Origin of the sequence: Aurantiacibacter zhengii, assembly GCF_003584125.1 — a bacterium.
Taxonomy (GTDB): Bacteria; Pseudomonadota; Alphaproteobacteria; order Sphingomonadales; family Sphingomonadaceae; genus Alteraurantiacibacter; species Alteraurantiacibacter zhengii.
The window spans coordinates 146,478-172,014 of sequence record NZ_QXFL01000003.1 but is presented as its reverse complement, the minus strand read 5'-3'; the positions used below and the strand labels follow the sequence as shown (position 1 = coordinate 172,014).

25 protein-coding genes and 1 tRNA gene are annotated in these 25,537 nt (G+C 64.3%); 15 read left to right on the top strand and 11 right to left on the bottom strand.

What is annotated here, in order from left to right; translation table 11 throughout:
- Positions 1–4 precede the first annotated feature (4 nt).
- The 5 genes from D2V07_RS07950 to pepN all read right to left on the bottom strand — a co-directional run bounded on the left by D2V07_RS07950 (position 5) and on the right by pepN (position 6,332).
- Positions 5–871, bottom strand: coding sequence for a cytochrome c1 (locus tag D2V07_RS07950; protein ID WP_119586447.1), 867 nt, complete (start codon positions 869–871; stop codon positions 5–7).
- A gap of 29 nt (positions 872–900) precedes the next feature.
- Positions 901–2,196 (bottom strand): cytochrome b, encoded by a 1,296-nt coding sequence (locus tag D2V07_RS07945; RefSeq protein ID WP_119586446.1) that lies wholly within the window; start codon positions 2,194–2,196, stop codon positions 901–903.
- A gap of 16 nt (positions 2,197–2,212) precedes the next feature.
- Positions 2,213–2,797, bottom strand: a complete 585-nt coding sequence (petA, locus tag D2V07_RS07940) for a ubiquinol-cytochrome c reductase iron-sulfur subunit (protein WP_119586728.1) — start codon at positions 2,795–2,797, stop codon at positions 2,213–2,215.
- A gap of 204 nt (positions 2,798–3,001) precedes the next feature.
- Positions 3,002–3,685, bottom strand: coding sequence for a peptidoglycan editing factor PgeF (gene pgeF / locus D2V07_RS07935; protein WP_119586445.1), 684 nt, complete (start codon positions 3,683–3,685; stop codon positions 3,002–3,004).
- Entirely contained in the window at positions 3,678–6,332 is a 2,655-nt protein-coding gene (gene pepN / locus D2V07_RS07930) for an aminopeptidase N (RefSeq protein WP_119586444.1), read from the bottom strand. Before pepN ends, pgeF begins: the two co-directional genes overlap by 8 nt.
- A 53-nt stretch (positions 6,333–6,385) precedes the next feature.
- Here pepN and D2V07_RS07925 point away from each other — a divergent pair, with 53 nt between their 5' ends.
- Positions 6,386–7,168: a Rossmann-fold NAD(P)-binding domain-containing protein gene (locus D2V07_RS07925; protein WP_119586443.1), complete on the top strand. Its 783-nt coding sequence runs from the start codon at positions 6,386–6,388 to the stop codon at positions 7,166–7,168.
- On the opposite strand, the gene D2V07_RS07920 is transcribed toward D2V07_RS07925, so the two are convergent.
- Complete coding sequence (locus D2V07_RS07920; RefSeq protein WP_119586442.1) at positions 7,151–8,107, bottom strand: DMT family transporter; 957 nt, start codon at positions 8,105–8,107, stop codon at positions 7,151–7,153. The genes D2V07_RS07925 and D2V07_RS07920 overlap by 18 nt on opposite strands.
- A 17-nt stretch (positions 8,108–8,124) precedes the next feature.
- Positions 8,125–9,120 carry a threonine aldolase family protein gene (locus D2V07_RS07915; protein ID WP_119586441.1) on the bottom strand — a complete coding sequence of 332 codons (996 nt, stop codon included), beginning with the start codon at positions 9,118–9,120 and terminating at the stop codon, positions 8,125–8,127.
- A 50-nt stretch (positions 9,121–9,170) separates the two neighbouring features.
- On the opposite strand from D2V07_RS07915, the gene D2V07_RS07910 reads away from it, so the two are divergent.
- Together D2V07_RS07910 and D2V07_RS07905 are read left to right on the top strand one after the other, a co-directional pair.
- Complete coding sequence (locus tag D2V07_RS07910) at positions 9,171–9,467, top strand: GNAT family N-acetyltransferase (RefSeq protein WP_119586727.1); 297 nt, start codon at positions 9,171–9,173, stop codon at positions 9,465–9,467.
- 189 nt (positions 9,468–9,656) lie between these two features.
- Positions 9,657–10,094, top strand: coding sequence for a PRC-barrel domain-containing protein (locus tag D2V07_RS07905; RefSeq protein ID WP_119586440.1), 438 nt, complete (start codon positions 9,657–9,659; stop codon positions 10,092–10,094).
- 61 nt (positions 10,095–10,155) lie between these two features.
- On the opposite strand, the gene D2V07_RS07900 is transcribed toward D2V07_RS07905, so the two are convergent.
- The 3 genes from D2V07_RS07900 to D2V07_RS07890 all read right to left on the bottom strand — a co-directional run bounded on the left by D2V07_RS07900 (position 10,156) and on the right by D2V07_RS07890 (position 12,525).
- Positions 10,156–11,757, bottom strand: a complete 1,602-nt coding sequence (locus D2V07_RS07900; RefSeq protein ID WP_119586439.1) for a PH domain-containing protein — start codon at positions 11,755–11,757, stop codon at positions 10,156–10,158.
- A complete protein-coding gene (locus D2V07_RS07895) occupies positions 11,754–12,227 on the bottom strand; it encodes a PH domain-containing protein (protein WP_119586438.1) in 474 nt (157 codons plus the stop codon). Before D2V07_RS07895 ends, D2V07_RS07900 begins: the two co-directional genes overlap by 4 nt.
- A 223-nt stretch (positions 12,228–12,450) precedes the next feature.
- Positions 12,451–12,525: transfer RNA gene (locus D2V07_RS07890), tRNA-Thr, on the bottom strand.
- A 91-nt stretch (positions 12,526–12,616) separates the two neighbouring features.
- Here D2V07_RS07890 and D2V07_RS18680 point away from each other — a divergent pair.
- The 11 genes from D2V07_RS18680 to D2V07_RS07835 all read left to right on the top strand — a co-directional run bounded on the left by D2V07_RS18680 (position 12,617) and on the right by D2V07_RS07835 (position 22,994).
- Positions 12,617–12,784, top strand: coding sequence for a hypothetical protein (locus tag D2V07_RS18680; RefSeq protein WP_199698751.1), 168 nt, complete (start codon positions 12,617–12,619; stop codon positions 12,782–12,784).
- Positions 12,785–12,829: 45 nt separating this feature from the next.
- On the top strand, positions 12,830–13,516 hold the full coding sequence (gene gpmA, locus D2V07_RS07880; RefSeq protein ID WP_119586436.1) for a 2,3-diphosphoglycerate-dependent phosphoglycerate mutase: 687 nt from the start codon (positions 12,830–12,832) through the stop codon (positions 13,514–13,516).
- 4 nt (positions 13,517–13,520) lie between these two features.
- On the top strand, positions 13,521–14,003 hold the full coding sequence (gene purE / locus D2V07_RS07875) for a 5-(carboxyamino)imidazole ribonucleotide mutase (RefSeq protein WP_119586435.1): 483 nt from the start codon (positions 13,521–13,523) through the stop codon (positions 14,001–14,003).
- A gap of 110 nt (positions 14,004–14,113) precedes the next feature.
- The gene (locus D2V07_RS07870; RefSeq protein ID WP_119586434.1) at positions 14,114–15,166 is read left to right on the top strand and encodes a 5-(carboxyamino)imidazole ribonucleotide synthase; all 1,053 of its coding nucleotides are present in this window, start codon (positions 14,114–14,116) and stop codon (positions 15,164–15,166) included.
- On the top strand, positions 15,167–15,676 hold the full coding sequence (locus D2V07_RS07865) for a dihydrofolate reductase (RefSeq protein WP_119586433.1): 510 nt from the start codon (positions 15,167–15,169) through the stop codon (positions 15,674–15,676). It abuts the gene before it with no gap.
- Entirely contained in the window at positions 15,673–16,872 is a 1,200-nt protein-coding gene (locus tag D2V07_RS07860; protein WP_119586432.1) for a dipeptidase, read from the top strand. The genes D2V07_RS07865 and D2V07_RS07860 overlap by 4 nt, the downstream gene beginning before the upstream one ends.
- Positions 16,869–17,795, top strand: coding sequence for a bifunctional riboflavin kinase/FAD synthetase (locus D2V07_RS07855; RefSeq protein WP_119586431.1), 927 nt, complete (start codon positions 16,869–16,871; stop codon positions 17,793–17,795). The genes D2V07_RS07860 and D2V07_RS07855 overlap by 4 nt, the downstream gene beginning before the upstream one ends.
- The gene (locus D2V07_RS07850; protein WP_119586430.1) at positions 17,792–18,847 is read left to right on the top strand and encodes a glycerophosphodiester phosphodiesterase family protein; all 1,056 of its coding nucleotides are present in this window, start codon (positions 17,792–17,794) and stop codon (positions 18,845–18,847) included. The genes D2V07_RS07855 and D2V07_RS07850 overlap by 4 nt, the downstream gene beginning before the upstream one ends.
- Before the next feature lie 265 nt (positions 18,848–19,112).
- Entirely contained in the window at positions 19,113–22,025 is a 2,913-nt protein-coding gene (gene ileS / locus D2V07_RS07845) for an isoleucine--tRNA ligase (protein WP_119586429.1), read from the top strand.
- Complete coding sequence (lspA, locus tag D2V07_RS07840) at positions 22,022–22,540, top strand: signal peptidase II (protein WP_119586428.1); 519 nt, start codon at positions 22,022–22,024, stop codon at positions 22,538–22,540. The genes ileS and lspA overlap by 4 nt, the downstream gene beginning before the upstream one ends.
- A gap of 46 nt (positions 22,541–22,586) precedes the next feature.
- Positions 22,587–22,994: a DUF3035 domain-containing protein gene (locus D2V07_RS07835; protein WP_119586427.1), complete on the top strand. Its 408-nt coding sequence runs from the start codon at positions 22,587–22,589 to the stop codon at positions 22,992–22,994.
- 300 nt (positions 22,995–23,294) lie between these two features.
- Here D2V07_RS07835 and D2V07_RS07830 read toward each other — a convergent pair whose 3' ends face one another.
- Positions 23,295–24,590: a hemolysin family protein gene (locus D2V07_RS07830; RefSeq protein WP_119586426.1), complete on the bottom strand. Its 1,296-nt coding sequence runs from the start codon at positions 24,588–24,590 to the stop codon at positions 23,295–23,297.
- A 149-nt stretch (positions 24,591–24,739) separates the two neighbouring features.
- Between D2V07_RS07830 and D2V07_RS07825 the strand changes: the two genes are divergently transcribed.
- Complete coding sequence (locus tag D2V07_RS07825) at positions 24,740–25,423, top strand: OmpA family protein (RefSeq protein ID WP_119586425.1); 684 nt, start codon at positions 24,740–24,742, stop codon at positions 25,421–25,423.
- Positions 25,424–25,537 lie beyond the last annotated feature (114 nt).

Sequence of the window (25,537 nt, the reverse complement as noted above, 5' to 3'; positions counted from 1 at the left end):
GCGCTCAGTCTTCGCGGCGCGAAGCGTTCCTGGGCTTTGCGCTGGCCCAGATCTGCTTCTTGGCGAGCCATGCAAGGATCGTGGCGAAGAGCAGGAAGCCCAGCACCGGCCAGCCGGTCGACTTGCGTTCGATCAGCTTGGGTTCGGCAGTCCAGGTGAGGAAGGCGGACACGTCCTGCGACATCTGCGAGATCGTGGCTTCCGTACCATCGGCATAGGTCACCTGCCCGTCGACCGAGATGGGCGGCGGCATGCCGATCACCAGCGACGAGAAGTAGGGATTGTAATAACCACCGACGGGAATCGTGAAGTCCGGGAATTCCTCGGCCAGTTCGGCAGGGGGCTGCTGATAGCCCGTCAGAAGGTTGTAGAGATAATTGCTGCCGTCGTGACGCGCTTTCACCATCAACGACAGGTCGGGCGGAATCTTGCCGCCGTTGGCAGCAGAAGCGGCCACCGCGTTGGGATAGGGCGACGGGAAGTAATCGGTCGGCAGGGCCTGACGCATTTCGTCTTCACCGGTATCGGGATTGACGCCCGGCACCTGGAACGTTGCGGCCTCTGCCTTCACCTGCGCTTCGGAGTAGCCCAGGTCCTCGAGATCGCGAATGGCGACGTAGTTGAGGGAGTGACAGGCGGCGCAGACTTCCTTGTAGACCTGGTAGCCGCGCTGCAGCTGGGTCAGGTCCCACTTGCCGAACGGGCCATCGAACGAATAGCCGGCTTCGGGGCCGTGGGCCTCTTCATGGAAAACGTGTTCGGCGGTTTCGGCCACGTCTTCGGTCGCGGCGGTGTATGCGCCGGTGACGAAGGCGAGCAGCACCACGAAGGTGAAGCCGAGACCGATAAGGATACCAACAAGGCGGATCATTGTTTTGTCTTTCCCTTAATCTCGGCTCTTCAGACAGCCACCGGCTCGGCGTTTTCGCCCAGCACGGCCTTCTTGTCGGACCCCAGCACCGCCTCTGTGATCGAGAACGGCAGCGGATCGGGTCGCTCGATCGAGGAAATGATCGGCAGGATCACGAGGAAGTGCAGGAAGTAGTACGCAGTCGCGACCTGGCTGATCATCACATAGGGCTCTTCCGCCGGTGCGCCGCCGCAGACGAACAGCACCGCCATGACCGGGATCAGGCCGAACCAGAAGAACTTGCGGAACAGCGGACGATAGTGGCCGCTGCGAACCGGGCTCTTGTCCAGCCAAGGCAGGAAGAACCACACCAGGATGGACGAGAACATGGCGAGCACGCCCCACAGCTTCGCCGGGAGGATGAAGTCGAAGGTGAAGGCGCGCAGGATCGCGTAGAACGGGTAGAAATACCATTCGGGCACGATGTGGGCCGGGGTCGAAAGCGGGTTCGCCTCGATGTAGTTGTCCGGGTGACCGAGCATGTTCGGCAGGAAGAACACGAAGGTCATGAATACGATCAGTGCCACGCCCAGCCCGAAACCGTCCTTGGCCGTGTAGTAGGGGTGGAACGGCAGCGTGTCGCTCTCGCCCTTCACTTCGACGCCGGTAGGGTTGCTGGAACCCGGAATGTGCAGCGCCCAGATGTGCAGGATCACGCAGCCCAGGATCACGAACGGCAGCAGGAAGTGCAGCGAGAAGAAGCGGTTCAGCGCGGCGTTATCGGGCGCGAATCCGCCCAGCAGCCAGGTCTTCAGCGGCGGGCCGATCAGCGGGATGGCCTCGAACAGGCCGGTAATGACCTGCGCGCCCCAGAAGCTCATCTGGCCCCACGGCAGCACGTAGCCCATGAAAGCGGTGGCCATCATGAGCAGGAAGATGGTGACGCCGAGCAGCCAGATCATCTCGCGCGGCGGCTTGTACGATGCGTAGAACAGGCCGCGGAAGATGTGGATGTAGACGACGACGAAGAAGAAGCTGGCGCCGTTGGCATGCGTGTAACGCATCAGCCAACCCCAGTTCACGTCGCGCATGATGTGCTCGACCGAAGCGAAGGCGACCTGTGTGTTGGCGGCATAATGCATCGCCAGCACCACGCCGGTGACGATCTGCAACACGAGGAAGAACCCGGCGAGAACACCGAAATTCCAGAAGTACGACAGGTTGCGCGGCACGGGATAACCCGCGCCAACCGCGTTGTACACGAAGCGCGGCAGCGGCAGTTTCTCGTCGAGAAACTTCGTCAGTCCGTTCTGCGGCTGGTATTCCTTGGCCCAGGGAAAGCTCATGTTCTTCTCTCTCGCTTCAGCCGATCACGATGGTCGTGTCGGACGTGAATTGATACTCGGGCACGGCCAGGTTTGACGGCGCCGGACCTTTGCGAATGCGGGCGGCGGTGTCGTAGTGCGAACCGTGGCACGGGCAGAAATAACCGCCGAACTCGCCCTTGTTCTCGCCTTCCTGCGCGCCAAGCGGCACACAGCCCAAGTGGGTGCACACGCCCATCACAACCAGGATGTTACCGTGGCCCGCTTGGGTGCGCTCTTCCAGCGTCTGCGGATCGCGCAGCGAGCTGACGTTGACCGCGTTGGCCTGCTCGATTTCGGCCTGGGTCAGGTGGCGCACGAAAACCGGCTGCTTGCGGAATACCGCCTTGACCGACTGCCCCGCCTCCAGGCTGGAAATGTCCAGCTCGGTCGTGCTCTCCGCCAGCACGTCTGCCGAAGGCGCCATCTGGCTGACCAGCGGATAGACCACGGCGAGACCGCCTACGCCCGCCGCAGAAACGGCAGCGATGTTGATGAAGTCGCGGCGACGAACGCCGTCGTCGCCCTCGACTCCGCCGGATACGCCCGGAGTCGTTTCAGCATTGCCAGTGGTGGATGCCATACCCTTGCCTTGCCTGTCGCTGCCGACGGTCGCTTGCAAAAAGCCCCGTCGGCCGAAAGATTCGTCCAAAAAAGCCGCACGACGAACCGTTGCCGGGCGGCGGCTTGGCGCGGCTGATAGACGAGCAAAGTCGCGCTGCCAACCCGCCTTTTGGGCTAATGTCTCGGGCTAGTGTCGCGGCTGCCGTTTCGCGCGGTGCCAGCCCTAGCAGGGAAGGGCGATCAGCGAAACCTGCCTGCCGGTCGTCTGTTCGCCGCGATGGGTGGCGCGCCTGTAGGAATGAAAGCGGCGCGCGGCGGCGTAGGTATCCAGTTCCATGGCGCAGATCGATGCGATACCCGCCTCCGCAAGACGCGCCGAAACCAGCCCCTCCAGGTCGAAATGCCACTTGCCGGGGCCAGTCGCCTCGAAGAAACGGTGTTCGGCTGCGGAGAAGTTCGCACGCATATCCGCGCCGACTTCGTAACTCTCCTGCGCAATGCATGGCCCGATGGCCGCGGCGATCCGGCTGCGCTGGGCGCCCAGTGCCTCCATTTGCGCGACCACAGCCTCGATCACACCGCTTTGCGCGCCGCGCCAGCCTGCATGGGCAGCGCCGATCACATGGGCGGTTTCGTCGGCGAGCAGGATGGGCGCGCAATCCGCAGTGACGATGGCCAGCGCGAGTCCCGGCGTTGCCGTCGCCATGGCGTCTGCCTCGGGCCGATCGTTCGCGGCGAACGGCGTATCCACGGTGAGTGCATCGGGTGAATGCACCTGCTTGACGAAGACGACCGGCGCATCGCCCACCGCCAGTTCGTGCGCGTGGGCATCGCTCTGCGCGGCATCGAGGAAGCCGTGCGGAAGCGAAATATTGTCCGCTCGGATGACCTTGGCCGGATTACCCAAGGCTGCGACTAACCTGCTCGTATGTATCGCGCGACAGCTTGGGGGCCTCGGCAATGCGCTCCAGCTGGGCCTTCATCATCGCCGAACGCTTCGGCTCGATCCGGCGCCAACGGCCCAGTTGCGGCACGAAGCGCGCGGCGGTCTGCGGATTGATCGGATCGAGCGCGAGAATCACGTCTGCGATCAGCCTGTAACCTTCACCATCCTCGGCGTGGAAGCCATGCGGATTGTGAGCGAAGGCCATATAAAGGGAGCGCGCACGATTGGGGTTTCGCAAGGTGAACTGCGGGTGGTCGGCCAGGGCCTTCACATGCTCCAGAACATCGGGATGCATGGAGCTTGCCTGCAGGGCGAACCACTTGTCCACCACCAGTGCATTGCCCTTGTAGCGGTTGTAGAAATCGAGCAGCGCATTGGTCCGCTCGATACCGGACATGCCCGCCAATACCATCAGCGCGCCCTGCCGGTCGGTCATGTTTCGGGCATTGCGATACTGCTCCCATGCCAGCTCGCGGCCACGTTCCGGATTGCCTGCTGCGAGGTAGAGCAAAGCCTGCGTCTTCACCTTGCGGGCTCCCCGCGCCTCGGCGCTCAGGTCGGACGGTACCGATGCCGCAGTCTGATACTCTGCTGCCAGCTCATCCTCCAGCGCAATACCGATAGCAGCACGCAACGCCTGGCGTTCCTCGTGGATACGGCCCGGATCGGCAATCCGCATGGTCTCTGCCAGATAGGTCTCGCTTGGCAGAACCAGCAGTTCACCCCGCATCAGGTCATCGAGGTTTTCGTCCACGAGCACTGCGCGGAAAGCTCCGGCGATTGCGTTGCGCGCCTCGGTGCGGGCGGCGTCGTCAAGTTCACCTTCCACGGCCTGCTTGAGATGGCTGACGACCAGGTCCTGCAACGCCTCGTAGCGGGCGAAGGGATCGTCGTCCTGCGCGGCCAGGAACACCAGTTCCTCGCCGGAAATGTCGCGCTCGATCGTGACGGGTGCGGAAAAGCCGCGATTGATCGAGAGGACGGGCTTGCTGGCGAAACCGCCGAAGGTGAAGGTGTCTTCGGCCTTGTCGAGCACCACCAGTTCCTCGCCGCTGTGCCGTCCGCTTTCGCGGTCGAACAGGGCAAGCTTGAGAGGGATCGGCATCGGCTGCTTGTCTGGCTGGCCGGGCGTTGCCGGCACCTGCTGCGACAGGTGCAGCGTGGCCGTGTCGCCGTCATGTTCCAGCTGCACGGAAACCTTCGGCGTGCCCGCCTGCGAGTACCAGAGACGGAACTGCTGGAGGTCCATGCCAGCACCATCCTCGATAGCCCTGACGAAATCCTCGCAGGTCGCGGCCTCGCCATCGTGCCGTTCGAAATAGAGGTCCGTGCCTTTGCGGAAAGCTTCCTCGCCGGCCATCGTGCGCATCATGCGGATGACCTCTGCGCCCTTGTTGTAGACGGTGGCGGTATAGAAGTTGCTGATCTCGCGGTAGCTGTCGGGCCGGATGGGGTGCGCCAGCGGGCCGGAATCCTCGGGGAACTGCGCCCCGCGCAGCACCCTCACATCTTCGATCCGCTTCACCGGTTCGCTGCCCATGTCTTGGCTGAACAACTGGTCGCGCAGCACGGTGAAGCCTTCCTTCAGCGAAAGCTGGAACCAGTCGCGGCAGGTCACGCGGTTGCCCGACCAGTTGTGGAAGTATTCGTGCGCGATTACGCCTTCGACGCCGTCGAAATCGCCATCTGTCGCGGTATCCTCATCGGCCAGCACGTATTTCGTGTTGAACACGTTGAGGCCCTTGTTCTCCATCGCGCCCATGTTGAAATCGGAAACGGCGACAATGTTGAACAGGTCGAGATCGTATTCGCGCCCGAACGTCTCCTCGTCCCACTTCATCGAACGCTTGAGCGATTCCATCGCGTGGCCGGTACGTCCAAGGTCGCCTTCGCGCACGTAGATGTTCAGCGTCACCTCGCGCCCGTTCATCGTGGTGAAGCTGTCGGTGTTGGCGACCAGCTGCCCCGCCACCAGCGCGAACAGATAGCTCGGCTTGGGCCAGGGATCGTGCCACTCGGCCCAGTGGGTCCCATCATCGTTCGTGCCGGTCGCTTCCAGGTTGCCGTTGCACAGCAGGACCGGGAATGTCTCCGCACTGCCCGTCATGCGAACGCGGTAGGTGGAAAGCACATCGGGCCGGTCGGGGAAGAAGGTTATGCGGCGGAAACCCTCTGCCTCGCACTGGGTGCACAGCATCCCGTCGGAGGCATAGAGACCCATCAGCTGGGTGTTGGCCGAGGGGTCTATCTCGGTTGCCACGGTAATCTCGTGCGCATCGCCCGGCAGGGTCACCAGCAGATCATCGCCGTCCATCGTCCAGCTATTCGAAGGCTCACCGTCAACCTTTACCGACACCACTTCCAGCCCGTCGCCATTGAGGCGTATCATCGGTGATGGATCGGCCTTGGCATTGCGCGCCACCGTCAGGGTGGAGACCACGCGGGTGGCCTCCAGTCCGAGTTCGAATTGCAGGGAAACCTCGGGCACCAGCCACGCGAACGGTTTGTAATCCTCGCGCCGGATGGTGGGCGGATCCTGCGGGGTGGGCGCGGCATCCGCGAGTTCGGGGTTGCCGTCTGGCGTCGAGGGGGTGCGGGCGATATCCATGGGTCTGACCTAAATTTCTTCCTTTGGCGCGTCGAGAGGGTAGAACGCACGAGATGACGCATCTGTTCATATTCGGCCTCGGTTATACTGCAAAACGCATTGCTGCCTCTGCAAAGGCCGCGGGATGGACTGTCAACGCGACCGGTTCGGACGGCGACGTGGAGTTTGCCGACCGCGAATCGGTGATCGCGGCACTGGAGAAGGCGAGCCACGTGCTGTCCTCCGTCCCGCCGGACAGGGAAAGCGGCCTCGACCCGGTGCTTGACGCCTACGGACGGGACTTTCCGCGCGCGTGGTACGGCTACCTGTCCTCCACCGGGGTATACGGCGATACAGGCGGCGCATGGGTCGATGAGGCTTCGCCCACCGGTTCGGGCAGGCGCACGGCGCGCAGCGATGCAGATGCCTTGTGGCTGAAACTCGGCGCGCGCGTTTTCCGCCTGCCGGGGATCTACGGGCCGGGACGTTCGATCCTGGACCGGGTGCAGGACGGCAAGGCCCATCGGATCGACCTGCCGGGGCAGGTCTTCAGCCGGGTGCACGTGGACGATATCGCCAGCGGCGTCATGGCCGCCCTGACCAGCGAAGCACCCTCGGGCGCCTACAACCTCGCGGACAACTTGCCGTGCAGCCAGAACGTGCTGGTCGAATATGCCTGCGACCTGTTGGGCGTCGAGCCGCCACCGCTGCAGTCGATCGAGGAAGCGGGTCTGTCGCCCATGGCGCGCGGTTTCTATGCCGAGAACCGCCGCGTCGCGAACGGCAAGGCGAGGCGGGTGCTGGGTTGGGAGCCTGCCTATCCTACCTACCGCGAGGGATTACTCGACCTTTTCTGACGGTGCCTCTCGAAGACGGCCCGACTGCTGCACCTGCACGCCCTTCTGCCGCCGCGCGCGCAGGGCCAGCACCATTCCGGCAATGGCCAGCACCATCCCGCTCGCCGTCAGCACGGTCCACTGGTAGCCTTCAAACAGGGTCGAAAGCAGCATCGCGACGGAGATGGTGATGATCGAATTGTACGCCGCCCGGCCCGCACCGATTTCGCGCACCAGGTTGTAGTGCAGCGGGAAAGTCACCACCGACCCGATCAGCGCAAGATAGACGATGCCGCCCCAATAGCTCGCACTTTCGGGAACGGGAGGCGGTCCGGCGGTCACCCACGCAAAGCCGAGGTCGAATATGGTGCCGTAAAGCATCGCCCAGGCCAGCAGGCTGACCATGGGCACGGCGCGCCCGGTCGGGTTCGCCTGGATCACGTTGGCGAGCGAGGCGGCGAGGATGCCCACCAACGCCAGCACGATGCCCAGCCCCACGTTGCCGCCGATCACGCCGGCATCTGGGTTCGCCTGCCATTCGTGCCACAGCAGGAACGACACCCCGACAATCGCGACCATGCTGCCTAGGATGAAACCGCCCTGCACCCGTTCGCCCAGGAAAATGCGCGCAAAGGCCGCATTGGGCACCATCAGCAGCGCGAACATCATCGCGACGATGCCCGATGTCACGTAGAGCTCGGCATGATAGACGAACAGGAAATTTCCACTGAACTGGGCGATACCGACGCCCAGCGCCAGCATCTGCTCGGGCCCGGTCAGCCGCAGGCGTCGCTTCATCGCCGCGGCGACGAGGAACAGCGCCGGAGTGGCGAGTGCGAAACGGTAGAACACCGACCATGCCGCGGGCACGCCGCTGATCTGCCCGGTTATGACGAACCAGGTGGAACCCCATATCGTGCCGGTCAGCACGAAAGGCAGGATCACCCGCCAGCTCAGCATGGGAGACTGCGCTGCGCTCACAGCGAGGCAATCGCCTTGCCCAGCGCGCGGGCGTGGTCGGGGTCGGTCGCCCAGTTCGTTACCAGCCGGACGCAGGTATCGTCCCAGTCGTAGAACGAAAAACCCTGTTCGCGCACGGCGGCGCGCTCTTCGGCCGTCATCGCCACGAACAGTTCGTTGATCTGCGCGGGATAGACCAGCCGATGGCCCGCCCTTTCGGCGATGATCGCGGCCGCCGCATTGGCGGCGCGGGCATTCTCCAGCCACAGATCGTCGTCCAGCATGGCGTGGATCTGCGCGGCAAGGTAGCGTCCCTTGCTTTGCAGGTGGCCGGCGCGCTTGCGTCGGAAGCGGATCATGTCCGCCTTTTCGGTGTCGAACAGCACCACCGCTTCGGCCCCCATGCCGCCGTTCTTCACAAAGCCGAGACTGAGAGCGTCGACAGGTCCGGCCACCTCGGCAGGCGCGGTATCGAGGTAGGCACAGGCATTGCCGAAGCGCGCGCCATCCATGTGCAGGCCAAGGCCGTACGCATCGGCAAGCGCGCCGATGGCTGCGACTTCCCCCGGTTCATAGCAAAGCCCGTATTCGCTCGCCTGCGTGACCGAGATCGCCTGCGCTGGGACCTGGTGCACCCCGCGCGTGATGCCTGCCAGCACCGTGGAGATCGTATCGGGCGTCAGCTTCGCGCCCTTGCCTTCCGCAAGCAGCAGCTTCGCCCCGTGCAAATAGAAGCCGGGCGCGCCGCATTCGTCCATCTCGATGTGCGCCTCTTCATGGCAGACGACACCGCCGTGCGGATCAACCATCGTCGCCAGCGCCAGGCAGTTTGCCGCCGTGCCCGTCGCCACCCACAGGGCCGCGCAATCGCGCCCGAACAGGGCGGAAAAGCGTGCGTCCAGCTCGCGGCTGAGCGCGTCGGTATCGTAGGGGGTATCGGGCGCATCGGCCGCGCGCATGGCATCCCACAGGCGCGGATGGACGGGTGCGGCGTTGTCGGACATGAACTGCATCGCGGAACGCCATGGCCGTGGCCGACGTTCAGCGCAAGAAGGAGAAATTCATGTCCGATATCGAAGTCACCGATGAGACCACCCACGGCGCCTATCGCGTGGACGTGGAAGGCAGCGACCAGCCCGCCGAACTGATGTGGACGGCGCGGGGTGAGGCGCGCATCGCCGACCATACGTTCACCCCGCCCGCCGCGCGCGGCAAAGGCATCGCCTTCGACTTGGTGGAATTCATGGTGCAGGACGCGCGCGACAAAGGTTTCACCATCGTGCCGCAGTGCCCCTACGTCGCGGTACAATTCCGCAAGCATCCTGAATGGGCAGACGTGCGCGCCGACATCGAAAGCTAACCGCTAATTAGCGGAATTTGCAGCGCTTTTTCGGAACATGGCCCAGCGCCCCGCGTTGATTTAGTGAGAGACCGATGACCCCCGGCGTTCCGCGCTCCTCGTAGATCACGAGTCGAAGCCTTGCAGGATTACTACCGGGGAATTTCATACCAGCAATCCGTCATCGGCCCCTGGAAAGAGGAGAGACCCATGACACACACGCAAGATCTGCAGAACCGCGACAGGTATTCCGACAGCGAGCTCGATCGCCGCACGCAATTCGACCGTTCACGCCCGCTCGAACGCGACGAGACCGGCAACCTGATTTCGTCGAACAAGGTCGAAGGGACATCCGTCTATTCGACCGATGGCGAGAAGCTGGGATCGATCGATCATCTGATGATCGGCAAGCGCTCTGGCCGGGTTGAATATTCGGTGATGAGCTTCGGCGGTTTCCTTGGCATCGGTGAGCAGTACCATCCCGTCCCGTGGGACGCGCTGGACTACGATACCGAGCGCGGCGGCTATGTCGTCAATATCGACAAGTCGCGGCTGAAGGATGCACCGTCCTATACGCGTAACGAACAGCCCGAGTTCAACAGGGACTATGGCGAAACCGTCTATGCTTACTACGGCGTGCTCTACTGATCGCGCGCATTGACCCATCAAACACGGTGAGGCCCCGGCGAGTGTCGGGGCCTTTTCTGTGTCAGCGCGGCAGTTTCGCGAAATCCACGGCGGCTATGGAATCAAGCGCAGCGCGGCGCATTTCCCGGGCATCGTCCAGCGACAGGCCGGGAAAGGCCAGCCGTCCGCCCGCAAGGCCGAAGCGCAGGGTGCAATAGCCGCGCCAGCGTGCCAGCGGATGCTGTGAAATTTCCACCGAATGCAGCTTTACCCGGCTGGCGATAATATCGCGCGGCGCCAGCCAGCCGCGCCGCGAAAGGACCTGCTGCGGGTCGAGCGCATGGCGCACGAAGCGCCACATGTAATACTCGCCGAACGCCAGCAACCCGGCGAGAGCGAACAGCAGCACCGCCACTATCGCGTGACCGAGCACCAGCAGGACAAGCCCTGCGGTGGCCGGGATCAAGGCCTGCAACACGGCGCGGTCGAAATAATAGTCCGCGCTGGCCCGGCGCCAGTCGGCACGCTCGTCCGGCAGCGAAAAGCCGGCTTCGTGCGCAATGGGGGCGATCTCCTCCATCTGCGCAAACGGCGCGACATCGTGGTTCGCCCCGCCGGAATCCTGCGCCAGGCTGATGAAGGACAGGCCGTGCCAGCCAAAGCGGCGGCGCAGCCAGCCGGTGCTGACCACCAGCGCCTGCACCCGGTGGACGGGCATGACGACATCGGTTTTCGTCAGCAGACCGCGGCGGCGGCGAAAGCCCTTGGCCGTGCGCTCCAGCCGGAACTCCCAGTCGCGCACGAACGTGCGCACAACGCCGCTCGCCATGCCGACCACCACGACTGCGCCGATGGCATAAAGAATGGCCAGGATCTGCGCGAACGTGCTGTACCCGTTCATCAGTTCCCCCGCCTCGGCGATACGATCGTCGCGGAAGATGTCGGCGATATAGTCCCACGCGTCGAACGGCAGCAGGAACTCCAGTTGCTGCAGCGCGCCCAGCAGGACGGCGAAGACGACCAGCGAGAAATTGAACAAGCCGAACAGGAACAGCCGCTTGGTATCCATGGCGAAAAGCGTCTGTCCGGCAGGTTCCGCTGCCATATCGCCGGGGGACGCGCCAGTAGATGCAGACACCCCCGCGGCAGGCGCAGCGGTTTCGCCATCCACCAGCGCGCGCACCGTTTCGCGCAGCTTCTCGCCTTCTGCCTCGGAAACGTAGGAGAGCTTCAGTTCTTCCTTGCCGCCAGCGCCGGTTTCGAACTTGACTTCCACCAGTCCCAGCAGGCGCGGGATCAGCTTCTGCTCCAGGCTCACATCCTGGATACGCTCGTAAGGCACGGACCGGGCCGAGCGGCTGATGACGCCTTGCTCCAGCCGCACGTCGGTATCCCCCACACGGTAACGCAGCCGATACCACGAAACCCAGGCGGCCAGCAGGTTGAAGCCGAGTATCGCGCCGAAAAGGGGCACGAACCAGGGCGCGATCGCCGCCAGCCCTTCGCTATCCGGCTCGCTGGAAGCGGCACCGTAGAGAACGGCAATCGCAGGAATGATCGCGCTCGCCAACATGCGCGCCATATGCACCATCATGGTGAGCGGATTGACGCGCAGCCACTCGTCCATCTCGACGTCGGGCGCGGCCCCTTTATCGGGGGAGAAATCGGCGGCCGGTTCGCTCACAGCGATTCGCGTTTCACGTGGGCGCGGATTTCCTCACGCATGGTTACGGCATCGCCGTGCCGCAGGCCGGGGAGCGTGACAGAGGAATTGTGCGTGCCCGCGGTGTGCAGGATCAGCCGGGCAATGCCGAATGCACGTTCCAGCGGGCCCTGCTCTACATCGAGGTGCTGCACCCGGCTGAACGGCACGACGGTATCGGCATGGAACATGACGCCCTTCACCACCCGCAACCGGTCGCTGCTCATGTGATAGCCGCGCGACAGGTAGCGCTTGATCGGCACCAGCAGCACGAAGACCAGCGCGATCAGCACGGGCACGGCCATCGGGACCCAGGTCCACGGCGCGGGAAAGGCTCCTGCCAGGCCGAGTCCCAGCGCCACGATCAGGAACGGAGCGACAATAATCGCCCCCTCGATCCGCATGACGGTCGTATAGGCGGGATCGAGCTGGGTGAGAGGTTCGGTGTCCATACAGTGCACTATAATGGCAATACACCTGTTGGGAAGATATCTTTGTTTTTCGGTCCGCCAGTAGCGGACCGTCACCGACACCGACACACCGGACAACGGTTGGCGAAAGTATCGATCGCAAAGCGATCGCAAGCGCAAGCGCGCGCCCGAGCCAATGCGAGGAAAGCCAAGGGACACGGACGTGCCCCGCCCGGCGCTTGAGGGAACCAACAAAAAAGGGAAATGGTGCCACGAGAGAGGATCGAACTCTCGGCCTCACCCTTACCAAGGGTGCGCTCTACCACTGAGCTACCGCGGCTAACCGAAACAGGCGCGCGCTATTGTCGTCTGCTGCATGAAAGTCAAGCCAAGCTTGAGTGATCGGCCTGCTTGCGCCAAATATATGCGCCATGAGCAAGGATTTGTCCCGCGAGGAACGTCTCGCGGCCCAGTTGCGGGCCAACCTGAAGCGTCGCAAGGCGCAGAAGAAGGCGCTCGCCCACGGCGACGCACCGCACGAGGATGCCGATTCGCGCCCGATCCCTCCGGCCCTTTTCAAGAACGACGACGAAGGCTAGGGCGCGCTTTCCCAGTTCGCCCTCCCGCAATCGGAGAGACCTATAGTGCCCAAGCTCATCCTCGTCCGCCACGGCCAGTCCGAATGGAACCTCGCCAACCGCTTCACCGGCTGGTGGGATGTCGACGTTACGGAAAAGGGTGTGGAGGAAGCAAAGGAAGCGGGCCGCCTGCTGAAGGAAAAGGGCGTCTTCCCCACCCTCGCCTTCACCAGCGTGCAGAAACGCGCGATCAAGACGCTGCATCTCGCGCTGGAATACTGCGACCGCCTGTGGATCCCGGAAACCAAGGACTGGCGGCTGAACGAGCGGCATTACGGTGGCCTCACCGGCCTCAACAAGCAGGAAACCCGCGACAGGCACGGTGACGAGCAGGTGCATATCTGGCGCCGCAGCTTCGACGTGCCGCCCCCGCCGATGGACAAGGGCGACGAATACGATCCCGGCAACGATCCGCGCTACGAAGGCATCGACGTGCCGCAAACCGAAAGCCTGAAGCTGACGATCGAGCGCGTGCTGCCCTACTGGGAAAGCGATATCCTGCCGAAACTGGTGGCGGGGGAGACGGTGATCATCTCCGCCCACGGCAATTCCCTGCGCGCGCTGGTGAAGCACCTTTCCAACATCTCCGACGACGAGATTACCGGACTGGAAATCCCCACCGGCCAGCCGATCATCTACGAATTCGAAGGCTCCGCCCCGGTGGGCGAGCGGTATTACCTGAAGGACGCCTGAGGTCATGAGCGAACCTGTCGCCATCGTGATGGGCAGCCAGTCCGACTGGCCCACCATGACCAAGGCCGCCGAAGTGCTGGACGAACTGGGCGTGCCCTTTGACGCGCGCATCGTTTCCGCCCACCGCACGCCTGACAGGCTGCACGCCTTCGGCAAAGGCGCAGCGGACGAAGGGTTCAAGGTGGTGATCGCAGGCGCAGGCGGGGCCGCGCACCTGCCTGGCATGATCGCGGCGCTCACCCACCTGCCGGTGCTGGGCGTTCCGGTGCAAAGCAAGGCGCTCTCGGGTCTCGATAGCCTGCTGTCCATCGTGCAGATGCCTGCAGGCGTTCCCACGGCAACGCTCGCCATCGGGGAAGCCGGGGCAACCAACGCAGGGATCCTCGCTGCCTCCATCCTGGCGCTGGAGGACGCATCGCTGGCGGATCGGCTCAAGGCCTTCAGGCAGGCGCAGACCGATAAGGTGGCGGAAAAGCCGGTCGATTGATTCGCGGTTTCCGAACGCCCTGAGCTTGTCGAAAGGCTGTCCTTTCTTCTAGTCCGGGGCGCAATAACAAGGCAGCCCTTGGGCGGGCTCAGGGGGAACGGAGTTTTGGTGTGCTGGCACCCGGTTCAACAATAGGCATCCTTGGCGGCGGGCAATTGGGCCGCATGCTGGCCATGTCCGCCGCACAGCTTGGCTATCGCTGCCACATCTACGCGCCAGAGGGTGACAACGTGGCCGCCGATGTCGCCGCGCGGTATACCTGCGCCCCGTGGCACGATGGGGACGCGCTGGCCGCCTTTGCACGCGATTGCGACGTCATCACCTACGAATTCGAGAACGTGCCGGTCGGTCCGCTGGCGGGCCTGCCGCAGGACAAGCTGGCACCCGGCATCCGCGCGCTGGAAGTCGCGCAGGACCGTGTTCGCGAAAAGCGCTTCATGCTCGAAGCCGGCGGCACGCCAGCCGATTTCGTCGCCGTCGATCATGACAGCGAACTGGCGGACGCGGTGGAGCGGATCGGCGTTCCCGGCATCCTCAAGACGCGGCGCGACGGCTATGACGGCAAGGGCCAGTGGCCGATCAACGATCGCGCCGATGCGCAAGGCGTGCGCATTCCCGAAACCGGCTGCGTCTACGAAGCGCGGCTGACGTTCGAATGCGAGTTCTCGGTCATCCTGGTGCGCGGGCGCGACGGCGAGGTGCGCTTCTGGGATTCGACCCGCAATCTGCACAAGGACGGCATCCTTGCGCATTGCGAACTGCCGGCCCCCGCCATCGTTGCAGAGCAATCGGCGAGGGCGCGCGACATGGCGAGGAAAGTGGCCGATGCGCTGGGTTACGTCGGCGTGCTGACGCTGGAATTCTTCGCCACCTCGCGTGGACCGGTGTTCAACGAAATGGCCCCCCGGGTGCACAATTCCGGCCACTGGACGATCGAGGGTGCCGTCACCAGCCAGTTCGAAAACCACATCCGCGCCATCTGCGGCCTGCCGCTGGGTGATACGGCCAGCGTCTCGCGCACCATGGTCATGGACAACCTGATCGGCGCCGACGCGCTCGATCTTGCCGGCCACCTTTCGGATGGCCGCGCGCACGTGCATCTCTATGGCAAGTCCGAAGCGCGGACGGGGCGCAAGATGGGCCACGTTACGCGGATCGGGTGAATGGCCGCAGACGTGCTCTTCATCGTGGCCCGAGCCACCAATGGCGTGATCGCCCGTGACGGCGCCGTGCCCTGGTCGATCAGCGACGACCTGAAGCGCTTCAAGCGGCTGACCATGGGCAAACCCATGGTCATGGGCCGCAAGACCTTCGAGAGCCTGCCTGGCCTGCTGCCCGGTCGTCGCCATATCGTGCTCACCCGGCAGGCGGACTGGCAGGCCGAAGGTGCCGAAGTCGCCCGCTCGCCGGAAGAGGCGCTGGCGCTGGCCAGAGGCGATAACGACGGGGGCGACGTGGCGGTGATCGGCGGGGCCGAGGTGTTCGACCTGTTCCGGGACCATGGCACCACCTTCGAACTGACCGAGGTTTTCGAGGATACGGTGGGCGAGGTTACCATGCCTTCCCCGGCGGACGATCAATCCTGGCGCGAGATTGCACGCGAAAGCCGCCCCGCCAGGGAAGGCTTCCCGCCCTACGATTTCGTCACTTTCGAGCGGGTGGCACCCCGATGAAACGCTTTGCCATCGGCTTTGGCGTTGTGCTGCTGGCCGCGCTGGTCGCCTTTTTCGTGTTCGCGCCTGCCTATGTCGAGCGGGACATGAACGTCGTCGACGGCCTGCCGCTGCCGCCGGTTTCGGACGAGGCGCGGGCGCTGCACGAGACGCTCACCATTGTCGACCTGCACGGTGACACCCTGTTGTGGAAGCGCGACATGCTGGAGGCGGCGGACCGCGGTCATATCGACCTGCCGCGCCTGCGCGAAGGCAGCGTCGCGTTGCAGGTCTTCTCCAGCGTCACCAAGACCCCGCGCGACCAGAACTACGACAACAACACCGGTGAGACCGACAACATCACCCTCCTCGCCATCGGCCAGCTGCAGCCGCTGCGCACCTGGACCTCGCTGCTGGAGCGCACGCTGTGGCACGGCAAGCGGCTGGAGGAGGCCGCGTCGCGGTCCGACGGGCAGCTGGCCCTCGTCCGCACGCCTTCCGATATCGTGCCGGTGCGCGCGCCCGATGACAGCGGTGCGCCGGTGGCAGCAATGTTGTCCGTCGAAGGGCTGCACAATCTGGAGGGCGATCTCGACAATCTCGACGTCCTGTACGATGCAGGCGTGCGCATGGCCGGGCTCGTCCATTTCTTCGACAACGACCTGGCGGGATCGATGCACGGCGTCGACAAGGGCGGGCTGACCCCAATGGGCCGCGAGGCCGTGCGGCGGATGGAGGCGATGGGCATCGTGATCGACGTGGCCCATTGCAGCCACGCCTGCGTGGCAGACGTGCTGGCCATGGCGCAGCGCCCGGTCGTCTCCAGCCACGGCGGCGTGCAGGCCACGTGCCCGGTCAATCGCAACCTCACCGATGCAGAGATACGCGGCGTTGCCGCAACCGGCGGCGTGATCGGCGTGGGCTACTGGGAAGGCGCGGTGTGCGACACCTCGCCCGCCGCCATCGTCGCCGCCATGGCGCACATTCGCGACCTCGTGGGCATAGACTATGTAGCCCTGGGCAGCGATTTCGACGGCACTGTCACGACCCGCTTCGATACCGCCGGGCTGGTGCATGTCACGCAGGGGTTGATGGATGCCGGTTTCACCGATGAGGAGATCCGCGCGGTGATGGGCGGCAACGCCCTGCGCGTACTGGAGCGGGGACTGGAACCGGTCGTCGATGCCGACCTCCCGCCACCGGAGATTGCCACATGACCCGCCTTTCCCACCGCGAAAAGGTGCCCGAGGCGCTGCACGGCGCGATTGTCGCCTTGGGCAATTTCGACGGCTTCCACATCGGCCATCAGCACGTGGTGAGCGCGGCGGTGGAGTGGGCGCAGGCCGAGGGACGACCGGCGGTGGTCGCCACCTTCGATCCCCACCCGGTGCGCCACTTCGCCCCGCACGTTCCACCTTTCCGCCTCACCTCGCTGGAGCAGCGGCACGAGCTGTTTCGCGAAGCCGGGGCTGCCGCCATGCTGGTGTTCGATTTCGATGACGCGCTGGCCGCCATGAGCGCCGAGGCCTTCGTGCGCGATCTGCTGGCAGGGCATATCGGCGCGGCTGGCGTGGTGACGGGAGAGGATTTCACCTTCGGCAAGGGCCGCGGCGGCAACGTCGACGTGCTGCGCACGGTGGGCGCGACATGCGGGATAGAGGCGCGCGCCATCGGTCCTGTCGGATCGGGCGGTCAGGTCGTTTCGTCCAGCCGCATCCGCGACGCGCTGAAGGCCGGCGATTGTGACACTGCGACCCGCTTGCTGACCCGCCCCTTCACCGTGCGCGGCGAAGTCATTCACGGCGACAAGCGCGGGCGCGAACTGGGTTATCCCACGGCCAATGTCGACATGGGCAGCTACATCCGCCCGCGCTTTGGCATCTACGCGGTGACCGGCCGCGTGATCGCCACCGGTCAGCAGCTGAAAGGCGCGGCAAACCTCGGCGTGCGGCCCAGTTTCGATCCGCCCAAGGAATTGCTCGAGCCGTTCTTCTTCGATTTCGAAGGCGACCTCTACGGGCAGAAAATCGACGTGGCGTTTCACCATTTCCTGCGACCCGAGGCGAAGTTCGACGATCTGGACGCGCTGAAAGCGCAGATGGAGGCCGATTGCGAGCAAGCGCGGAAGCTGCTGGCGTGAAGCGCTGGCTCGGGCGCGGCGCCCTGCTCGCAGCCATTGCATTCCTGGTGCTGACGATGATCAACGCCAGTTGGCTGGCACCCGATCCCATCGGCGGGCCGAAACTGATCGCCCATCGCGGCGTGGCGCAGATCTACTATGCAAGCGGCGTGGGCCGCGACACCTGCACCGCCACGCGGATAGAGGAGCCGGTGCACGACTACCTGGAGAACACCGCGCGTTCGATGTTGAAAGCGCAGCAGATCGGCGCGCAGATGGTGGAGATCGACATCGCTCCCACCGCCGATGGTGAGATCGCCGTGTTCCACGACTGGATGCTGGATTGCCGCACGAATGGCAGCGGCGAGGTGCGCGAAGCCACTCTGGACGAACTGCGCGCGCTGGACATCGGCTATGGCTACACCGCCGACCAAGGCGAAAGCTTTCCCCTGCGCGGCAGCGAGCGCCAGCAGATGCCGACGCTGGCAGAAGCGCTGGAGGCGCTGCCCCGCACGCCGATCATGTTCAACTTCAAGTCCGCCGACCCCGCCGAAGCGGACCTGCTGGCAGCAAAGTTGCGCGCTGCGGGCCGCGAAGTGGAGAAACTGGGCGACGGCTTCTACGGCCACCCAGCCCCTGTCGCGCGCATGGCCCGGCTTTTCCCCGCTGCCTGGACGTGGAGCACCGAGAGCGCGAGAGCCTGTTCGCAGGACTACGTGCTCTACGGCTGGACGGGTTACCTGCCGCAAAGCTGCCGGGGAGGAACGATGGTGGTGCCCCTGGATGACCAGTGGATGTTCTGGGGCTGGCCCAACCGCACGCTGGCGCGCATGCAGGAGCATGGCGGCCACATCATCGTCACCGGCCCGCGTGAGGAGGGCACGCCCAACCAGGGGCTGCTGCTGCCTGAACAGTTCACGCAGATACCCTCGACCTACTCGGGCCATATCTGGGCGGAAGATATCTGGACGCTCGGCCCGGCGCTGCGCCCCTCGATGGATCGCCGCCGCCCCAACGAGCAGCAGGCCGCGCAGGCCGGACTGGAGCAGCGGCGGCAACGGCTGGCCGACTAGGGGTATTGTGGAACGCCGACAATGGCGTTTGGCAAAACTGTCCGGCGACCTGTTATGTCCTGAAAGCAGGTATTTAGCGGCACTTCGCCCTGTCGGATGTGTGACCTTTCGTTTCAGGCTGTTGGAGAGGTTCGGGCAAGGCATCATGTCCGCGCCATAGGCCGTGTGACTCGCTGTAGGATACAAGCACGCGCCACACCCTCCATGCGAACACATGCAAAGGAAATTGCCTCGCGTGGCCACCCCCGCTAAGGCCCGCCGCGCAATGAGCGAGAAACGCGACTACAGAGACACCGTCTTCCTGCCGAAGACCGATTTCCCCATGAAGGCCGGCCTGCCTGCGAAGGAGCCGGGCATCCTTGCGCGCTGGGAAGACGAAGGGCTTTACCGGCAACTGCGCGAGGCCCGTAGCGGTCGCGAGAAGTTCATCCTGCATGACGGCCCGCCCTACGCCAACGGCAACATCCACATCGGTCACGCGCTGAACAAGGTGCTGAAGGACGCGGTGGTCCGCACGCAGACTCTGCTGGGCAAGGATGCGCCCTACGTTCCGGGCTGGGACTGCCACGGCCTGCCGATCGAGTGGAAGATCGAGGAAGCCTACCGCAAGAAGAAGAAGAACAAGGACGAGGTTCCGCCCGCCGAATTCCGTCAGGAATGCCGCGAATACGCCGCCGAATGGGTGGCGGTGCAGAGTGAACAGTTCAAGCGACTGGGTGTGATGGGCGAATGGGACAAGCCCTACCTCACCATGGCGCCGGAGGCGGAGGCTGGCATCGTCGCCGAACTGCTGAAGTTCGCCGAGAACGACATGCTCTACCGCGGCGCGAAGCCGGTGATGTGGAGCCCGGTCGAAAAGACCGCGCTGGCCGAGGCCGAGGTCGAGTACGAGGATATCGTCTCGACCCAGATCGATGTGGCGTTCGAGATTGTCGAAAGCCCCATCGAGGAACTGGTCGGCGCGCATGCGGTGATCTGGACGACCACGCCGTGGACGATCCCGGTGAACCAGGCTTTGGCTTATGGGCCTGAGGTGGACTACGCGATCCTCCATATCCACACCCAGCCGGACGGCGAAGTCGCAAAGACCGCGCACGTATCGCACGTGCTGATCGCTGAGGCACTGATCGATCAGTTCGCCGCCCGGATCGGCTTGGCTGATAGCCACTACGAAATCGTTTGGCGTGGCAAAGGCTCCGACCTCGCCGGAACCAAGGTTCGCCACCCGATGCACCACCTCGGCGGGTTCTTCGCCGAGCCGCGCCCGATGCTGGCGGGCGACTTCGTCACGACCGATGCGGGCACGGGTATCGTCCACATGGCGCCCGACCATGGCGAGGACGACTTCGAACTGTGCAAGGCCAATGGCATCACGCCCAAGTTCGTGGTCGAGGACGATGGCCGCTACCGCGAGGACTGGGGCTGGCTGCCGCGCACGGACGAGCGCAGCGGATCGGTCATCAATCCCAAGTTCAACGCGCCCGACGGGCCGATCTGTTCGGACCTCAAGGAAGCAGGCGCTCTCCTCAGCGCATCCGCAGACTATCAACACTCTTATCCACACAGCTGGCGCTCGAAAGCCAAGGTGATCTTCCGCTGCACACCGCAGTGGTTCGTGCCGATGGACAAGCCGCTGGGCACTTTCGACTACGCCGTGGCCGATGCCGGCCTGCTGGGCGGCGCTGTTGCGCTGGGCACGCAGGCTGACAAGACCGCAACGCTGCGAGAAACGGCGATGGCCGCTATCGACGAGACTCGGTTCGTTCCCGCCAAGGGCAAGAACCGTATCGGTTCAATGGTCGAGGGGCGGCCCGACTGGGTCCTCTCCCGCCAGCGCGCCTGGGGCGTGCCGATCACGCTGTTCGTAAATCGCGAAAGCGGCGAATACCTGGTCGACAAGGCGGTGAACGCGCGCATCGTCGAAGCCATCAGGCAGGACGGCGTCGATGCCTGGTCGCAGGAAAACGCCGCGCAGCTTCTCGGCCCCGATTACGCGGTCGAGGATTTCGAGATGGTCACCGACATTCTCGACGTGTGGTTCGATTCGGGCAGCACCCACGCTTTCGTGCTGGAATCGGACAACTGGCCCGACCTGCAAAGCCCGGCCGATCTCTACCTCGAAGGCAGTGACCAGCACCGCGGCTGGTTCCAGTCCTCGCTGCTCGAATCGTGCGCCACCCGTGGCCGCGCGCCTTACAGGCAGGTGCTGACTCACGGTTTCACCATGGCCGCCGACGGGCGCAAGATGTCGAAGAGCCTGGGCAATACCATCGACCCGCTGAAGGTGATGGAGGAATACGGCGCCGACATCATCCGCCTGTGGGCGCTCTCGGTCGACTATTCCGAAGATCACCGCATCGGCCCCGAAATCCTCAAGGGCGTCGCCGACCAGTACCGCAAGCTGCGCAACACCTTCCGCTACATGCTCGGCGCGCTGGGCGAATTCAGCGAGGACGAGCGCGTCGGCGTGGCGGAGATGCCGGAGCTGGAGCGCTACGTCGTCACGCTTCTGGGCGAGCTGGACACCAAGCTGCGCACCCACGTCGCCAACTACGATTTCGACGCCTACACCCGCGCGCTGTTGGATTTCATGAACGAGGACCTCTCGGCCTTCTTCTTCGATATCCGCAAGGACCGGCTCTATTGCGACGCCCCCGGCAGCATGGAGCGGCGCGCCTATCGCACCGTGCTCGATACGCTGTTCAACGCCCTGATCCGCTACGCCGCGCCGGTGCTGGTGTTCACGGCGGAGGAAGTCTGGTCGACGCGCCATCCCGCCAATGATCCGAATGGGGGCGGCAGCGTCCATCTGCTCGAATGGCCGGAAATCCCGGCTGCCGACGCCGACGCCTCGCGCTGGGAAGCGCTTCGCTCGCTGCGTGAACGGGTGATGGAAGCCATCGAACCGCTGCGGCGCGAGAAGGTGATCCGCTCCGGCCTCGAGGCCGAAGTGGAGGTGCCCGCCAGCGCCGTGCCAGAAGGCTTCGATACCGGCGATCTCGCCACGCTGTTCATCACCGGCACAGTGACGCTGGGCGATGGGGACGCGGTGACCGTCACCAAGTCCGACGATGCCAAATGCGGCCGCTGCTGGCGCCTGCTGCCGGAAGTCGACGAGGATGGCGACCTGTGCAACCGCTGCGAGGATGTCGTGGCCAAGATGGATGCTGCCGAATGAGCGCGCTCGCGAAATTCCGCCTCTACGGCGTGCTGCTGGCGCTGGCGATCTTCGCCGCCGATCAGTGGGTGAAGGATTACGTGGTGAACACGCTGGGGCTTACCCGCGTGGGCGACCACTACCCGCTGCTGCCGTTCTTCGATTTCACCCGCACCAACAACTACGGCGTGTCGCTGGGCATGTTCGAGGCCACCAGCATGGAAATGCGCTGGATCCTCGTCGCCGTCACCGCGCTGATTGCCGTCGTCGTGCTGGTATGGATGATGCGCGAGAAGCTGCTGGGGGAGATCCTGGCGCTCGCCCTCGTCCTTGGCGGGGCGCTGGGCAACATCGTGGACCGCTACCAGTACGGCTACGTCATCGACTATGCCGATTTCCATATTGGCACCTTCCGCCCGTTCCTGATATTCAACGTGGCCGACGCGGCCATCACAATCGGCGTCGTGATTATCCTTGCCCGCGCCTTGTTCATGCGCGAGAAACCGTCCAATGAGCAGGACGCTGCAACCGGATAACACCGACCGTAACACCGATGGCCCATGCGCCAGGGAAGCAAGACTTATGCGTAACACCACCCGAGCCATTATCGCCAGCGCCGCAGTACTCGGCCTTGCCGCCTGCGGCGGCATCAGTATCGACCGTGACCGTCCGGACGAATTTGCCGTGCAGCGCCAGGCTCCGCTGGTGGTCCCACCCGATTTCCACCTCGTCCCGCCGCAGCCGGGCGCCCCGCGTCCGACCGAGGGCACTGCCTCGCAGCAGGCCATGGAAGCCCTGTTCGGCGGCACTGCCCCGCGCAGCGCGGTGGAAACCTCCGCACTCGATCGTGCCGGCGAAGCCGCCCCCGGCATCCGCTCCTCGATCGGCGATGCGGAAACCTACACGGTGGACAAGGGCACGACCACGCAGGCCATCATCGCCGCACCCGAAGGTGACGGACAGGCTGCGCGGGCGGTAATACCTTCCTGATTTGCGCGGGCGCCTCCGCGCCCACGTCCTCGGTGCTATTCGCTTCCCCCTGATCAAGTCCGGGGTGCGCGGCACCTGCGGGCTGTGCATTCGCACGCTGTCGGTCGCTGGTCGCGACCGAAGCTTTCGCCATTCACTTATGGTTTCCCCGGGATCGGTCCGCGCCCAGCGGATCGCAAGGGCGAACGCCCGCTCGCAGCGGGCGCGTAGCGAAGCGGAGCGCGTCAAGCGAGGACGCACCTGCGGAGGCAGGTGCGAAAAACAAACATTCCCGTGGAACCTTGGGACAGACCTTCAGGTCTAATCCACCTTGCTCACCAGCAATTTATCGATCTTGCGCCCGTCCATGTCGACGATCTCGAAGCGCCAGCCCTGGTCGGTGAAATGCTCGCCTTCCGCCGGCAGGTGCTTGAGCACGTAGAGGACGTATCCCGCCGCCGTCGCGAATTCCTTGTTTTCGTGGAACTCGATATCCAGCCGTTCCGCCAGCGCATCCGCGGCCAGCGCGCCGGAGACGAGGTAGCTGCCGTCCTCGCGCTCGGTGAACATCGGCGTGTCGCCTTCGTCCTGATGGCTGGCGAAGTCGCCGGCAATGGCGGAGAGCAAGTCCGCCGTCGTGACGATACCGTCGAGATGGCCGTATTCGTCGTGCACCATGGCCATGCCGGTGCCCGATTGCTGCAACACCCGCAGTGCGTCCATCGCATCGAGCTGGTCCGGCACGACCTCGGACTTGCGGACGAGGTCTGCCAGGGTCACCGGCTCGCCGATCAGCCACAGGGCCAGCAGCTCGCGCACTTTCACCACGCCCATGATCTTGTCGGCAGAACCTTCCGCGACCGGCAACAGCGAGTGCGGCGAATCGGCGATAGTCTGGCGCATCTCTTCGTCGGTGGAGTTGATGTCGATCCAGTCGATCTCCGTGCGCGGAGTCATCAGTTCCCGCACCGGACGTCCTTGAAGACGCATGATACCCGATAGGATGGCGCGCTCTTTCTCCTCGATGACGCCGCTGCGCGTGGCATCGGCCAGGATCATTTGCAGTTCTTCGGATGTCAGGTTGTGATCGCCCTTGTGGCGAATACCCATGGCCGACAGCAGGAGGGCGGAGGAATTGTCGAGCAGCCAGACGAACGGCGCGGTTACACGCGCCAGCATCGCCATCGGACGCGCCATGAAAATGGAAATCGGCTCCGCCGCGCGCAGGGCGATCTGCTTGGGCACCAGTTCGCCCACCACCAGGGTGAAGAAGGTGGTGAGGCCGATCATCAGCGCGATGCCGATATTTTCGGCCAAACCCTCGTCCAGGCCCAGCGCCATCAGGCGCTCGCCCACCGGCTTCCCCAGCGTGGCGCCGGATACTGCACCTGCGATGATGCCGATAAGGGTGATGCCGATCTGCACGGTGGAGAGGAACTTGCCCGGCTCTGCCGCCAGCCGCATGGCCACCTCCGCGCTTTTGCTGCCTTTCTCGGCAGCCATGCGCAGGCGCGCGGTGCGAGCAGAGACGATCGCCAGCTCGGACATGGCAAATACGCCGTTGAGTACGATCAGCAGGGCGAGCGCGGCGAGGTAATGCCAGGGAAACGGGTCCATCAGGATTGTGCCGCTAGCAGCTTTACCGTCCTTCGCAAACGCCCGAGAAAGCTGCCGTTCACGGAACAGGGTTCAACGATCCGCGTTAATGGGAGCAGAAATTACGGCGTCGGACGTGGATCGCCGTGTGCAATTTGAGGAAGGACGTTATGAAAATCAACAAGATGCTCGTCTCGACCACGGCCGCGCTCGCGCTCGTCGGAACCACCACCGCCTGTGTGACGGATCCCAACACCGGTGAACAGTACGCCTCGCGTACCGCCATCGGCGGCATTGGCGGGGCCGGCCTTGGCTACCTGCTGGGCGGCCTGATCGGCGGCAAGACTGCCCGTATCGTAGGCGCTGGTATCGGTGCGGCGGCTGGCGGCTATGTCGGCTACCGCATGGACGAACAGATCAAGGAACTGGAAGAGGTCACCGCCGGTACCGGCGTGGATGTCAGCCAGACGCCCGAAGGCGACGGCATCCTGGTGAATTTCCCGGACGTTACCTTCGCCGTCGATTCCACCACCATCTCGCCGCAGATGCGGGATACGCTGGATGGCGTGGCGCAGTCGATGATCGACTATCCGCAGTCGCTGATCGACGTGATGGGCCACACCGATTCCACCGGCAGCGAGCAGTACAACCTCAACCTGTCGCGTCGCCGCGCCGAATCGGTTTCCAACTACCTCGTCTCGCGCGGCGTTGCCCGCGCCCGTATCGAGACCATCGGTTACGGCGAGCAATACCCGATTGCCGACAATTCGACCGAAAGTGGCCGTTCGCAGAACCGCCGCGTCGAAATCCGCATTACGCCGATTACGCAGGACGATGTCGAACAGGCGTATTGATGGAGCCCTCTAGCGCCGGGCGCAACGCGTCCGCGCTGCGTGGCTCCTCGCATAAGCTCGGGCGGCCTTGCGGTCGCTTCGCGTCCGAGATTGTGCAGCTTCATTGAAAAGGGC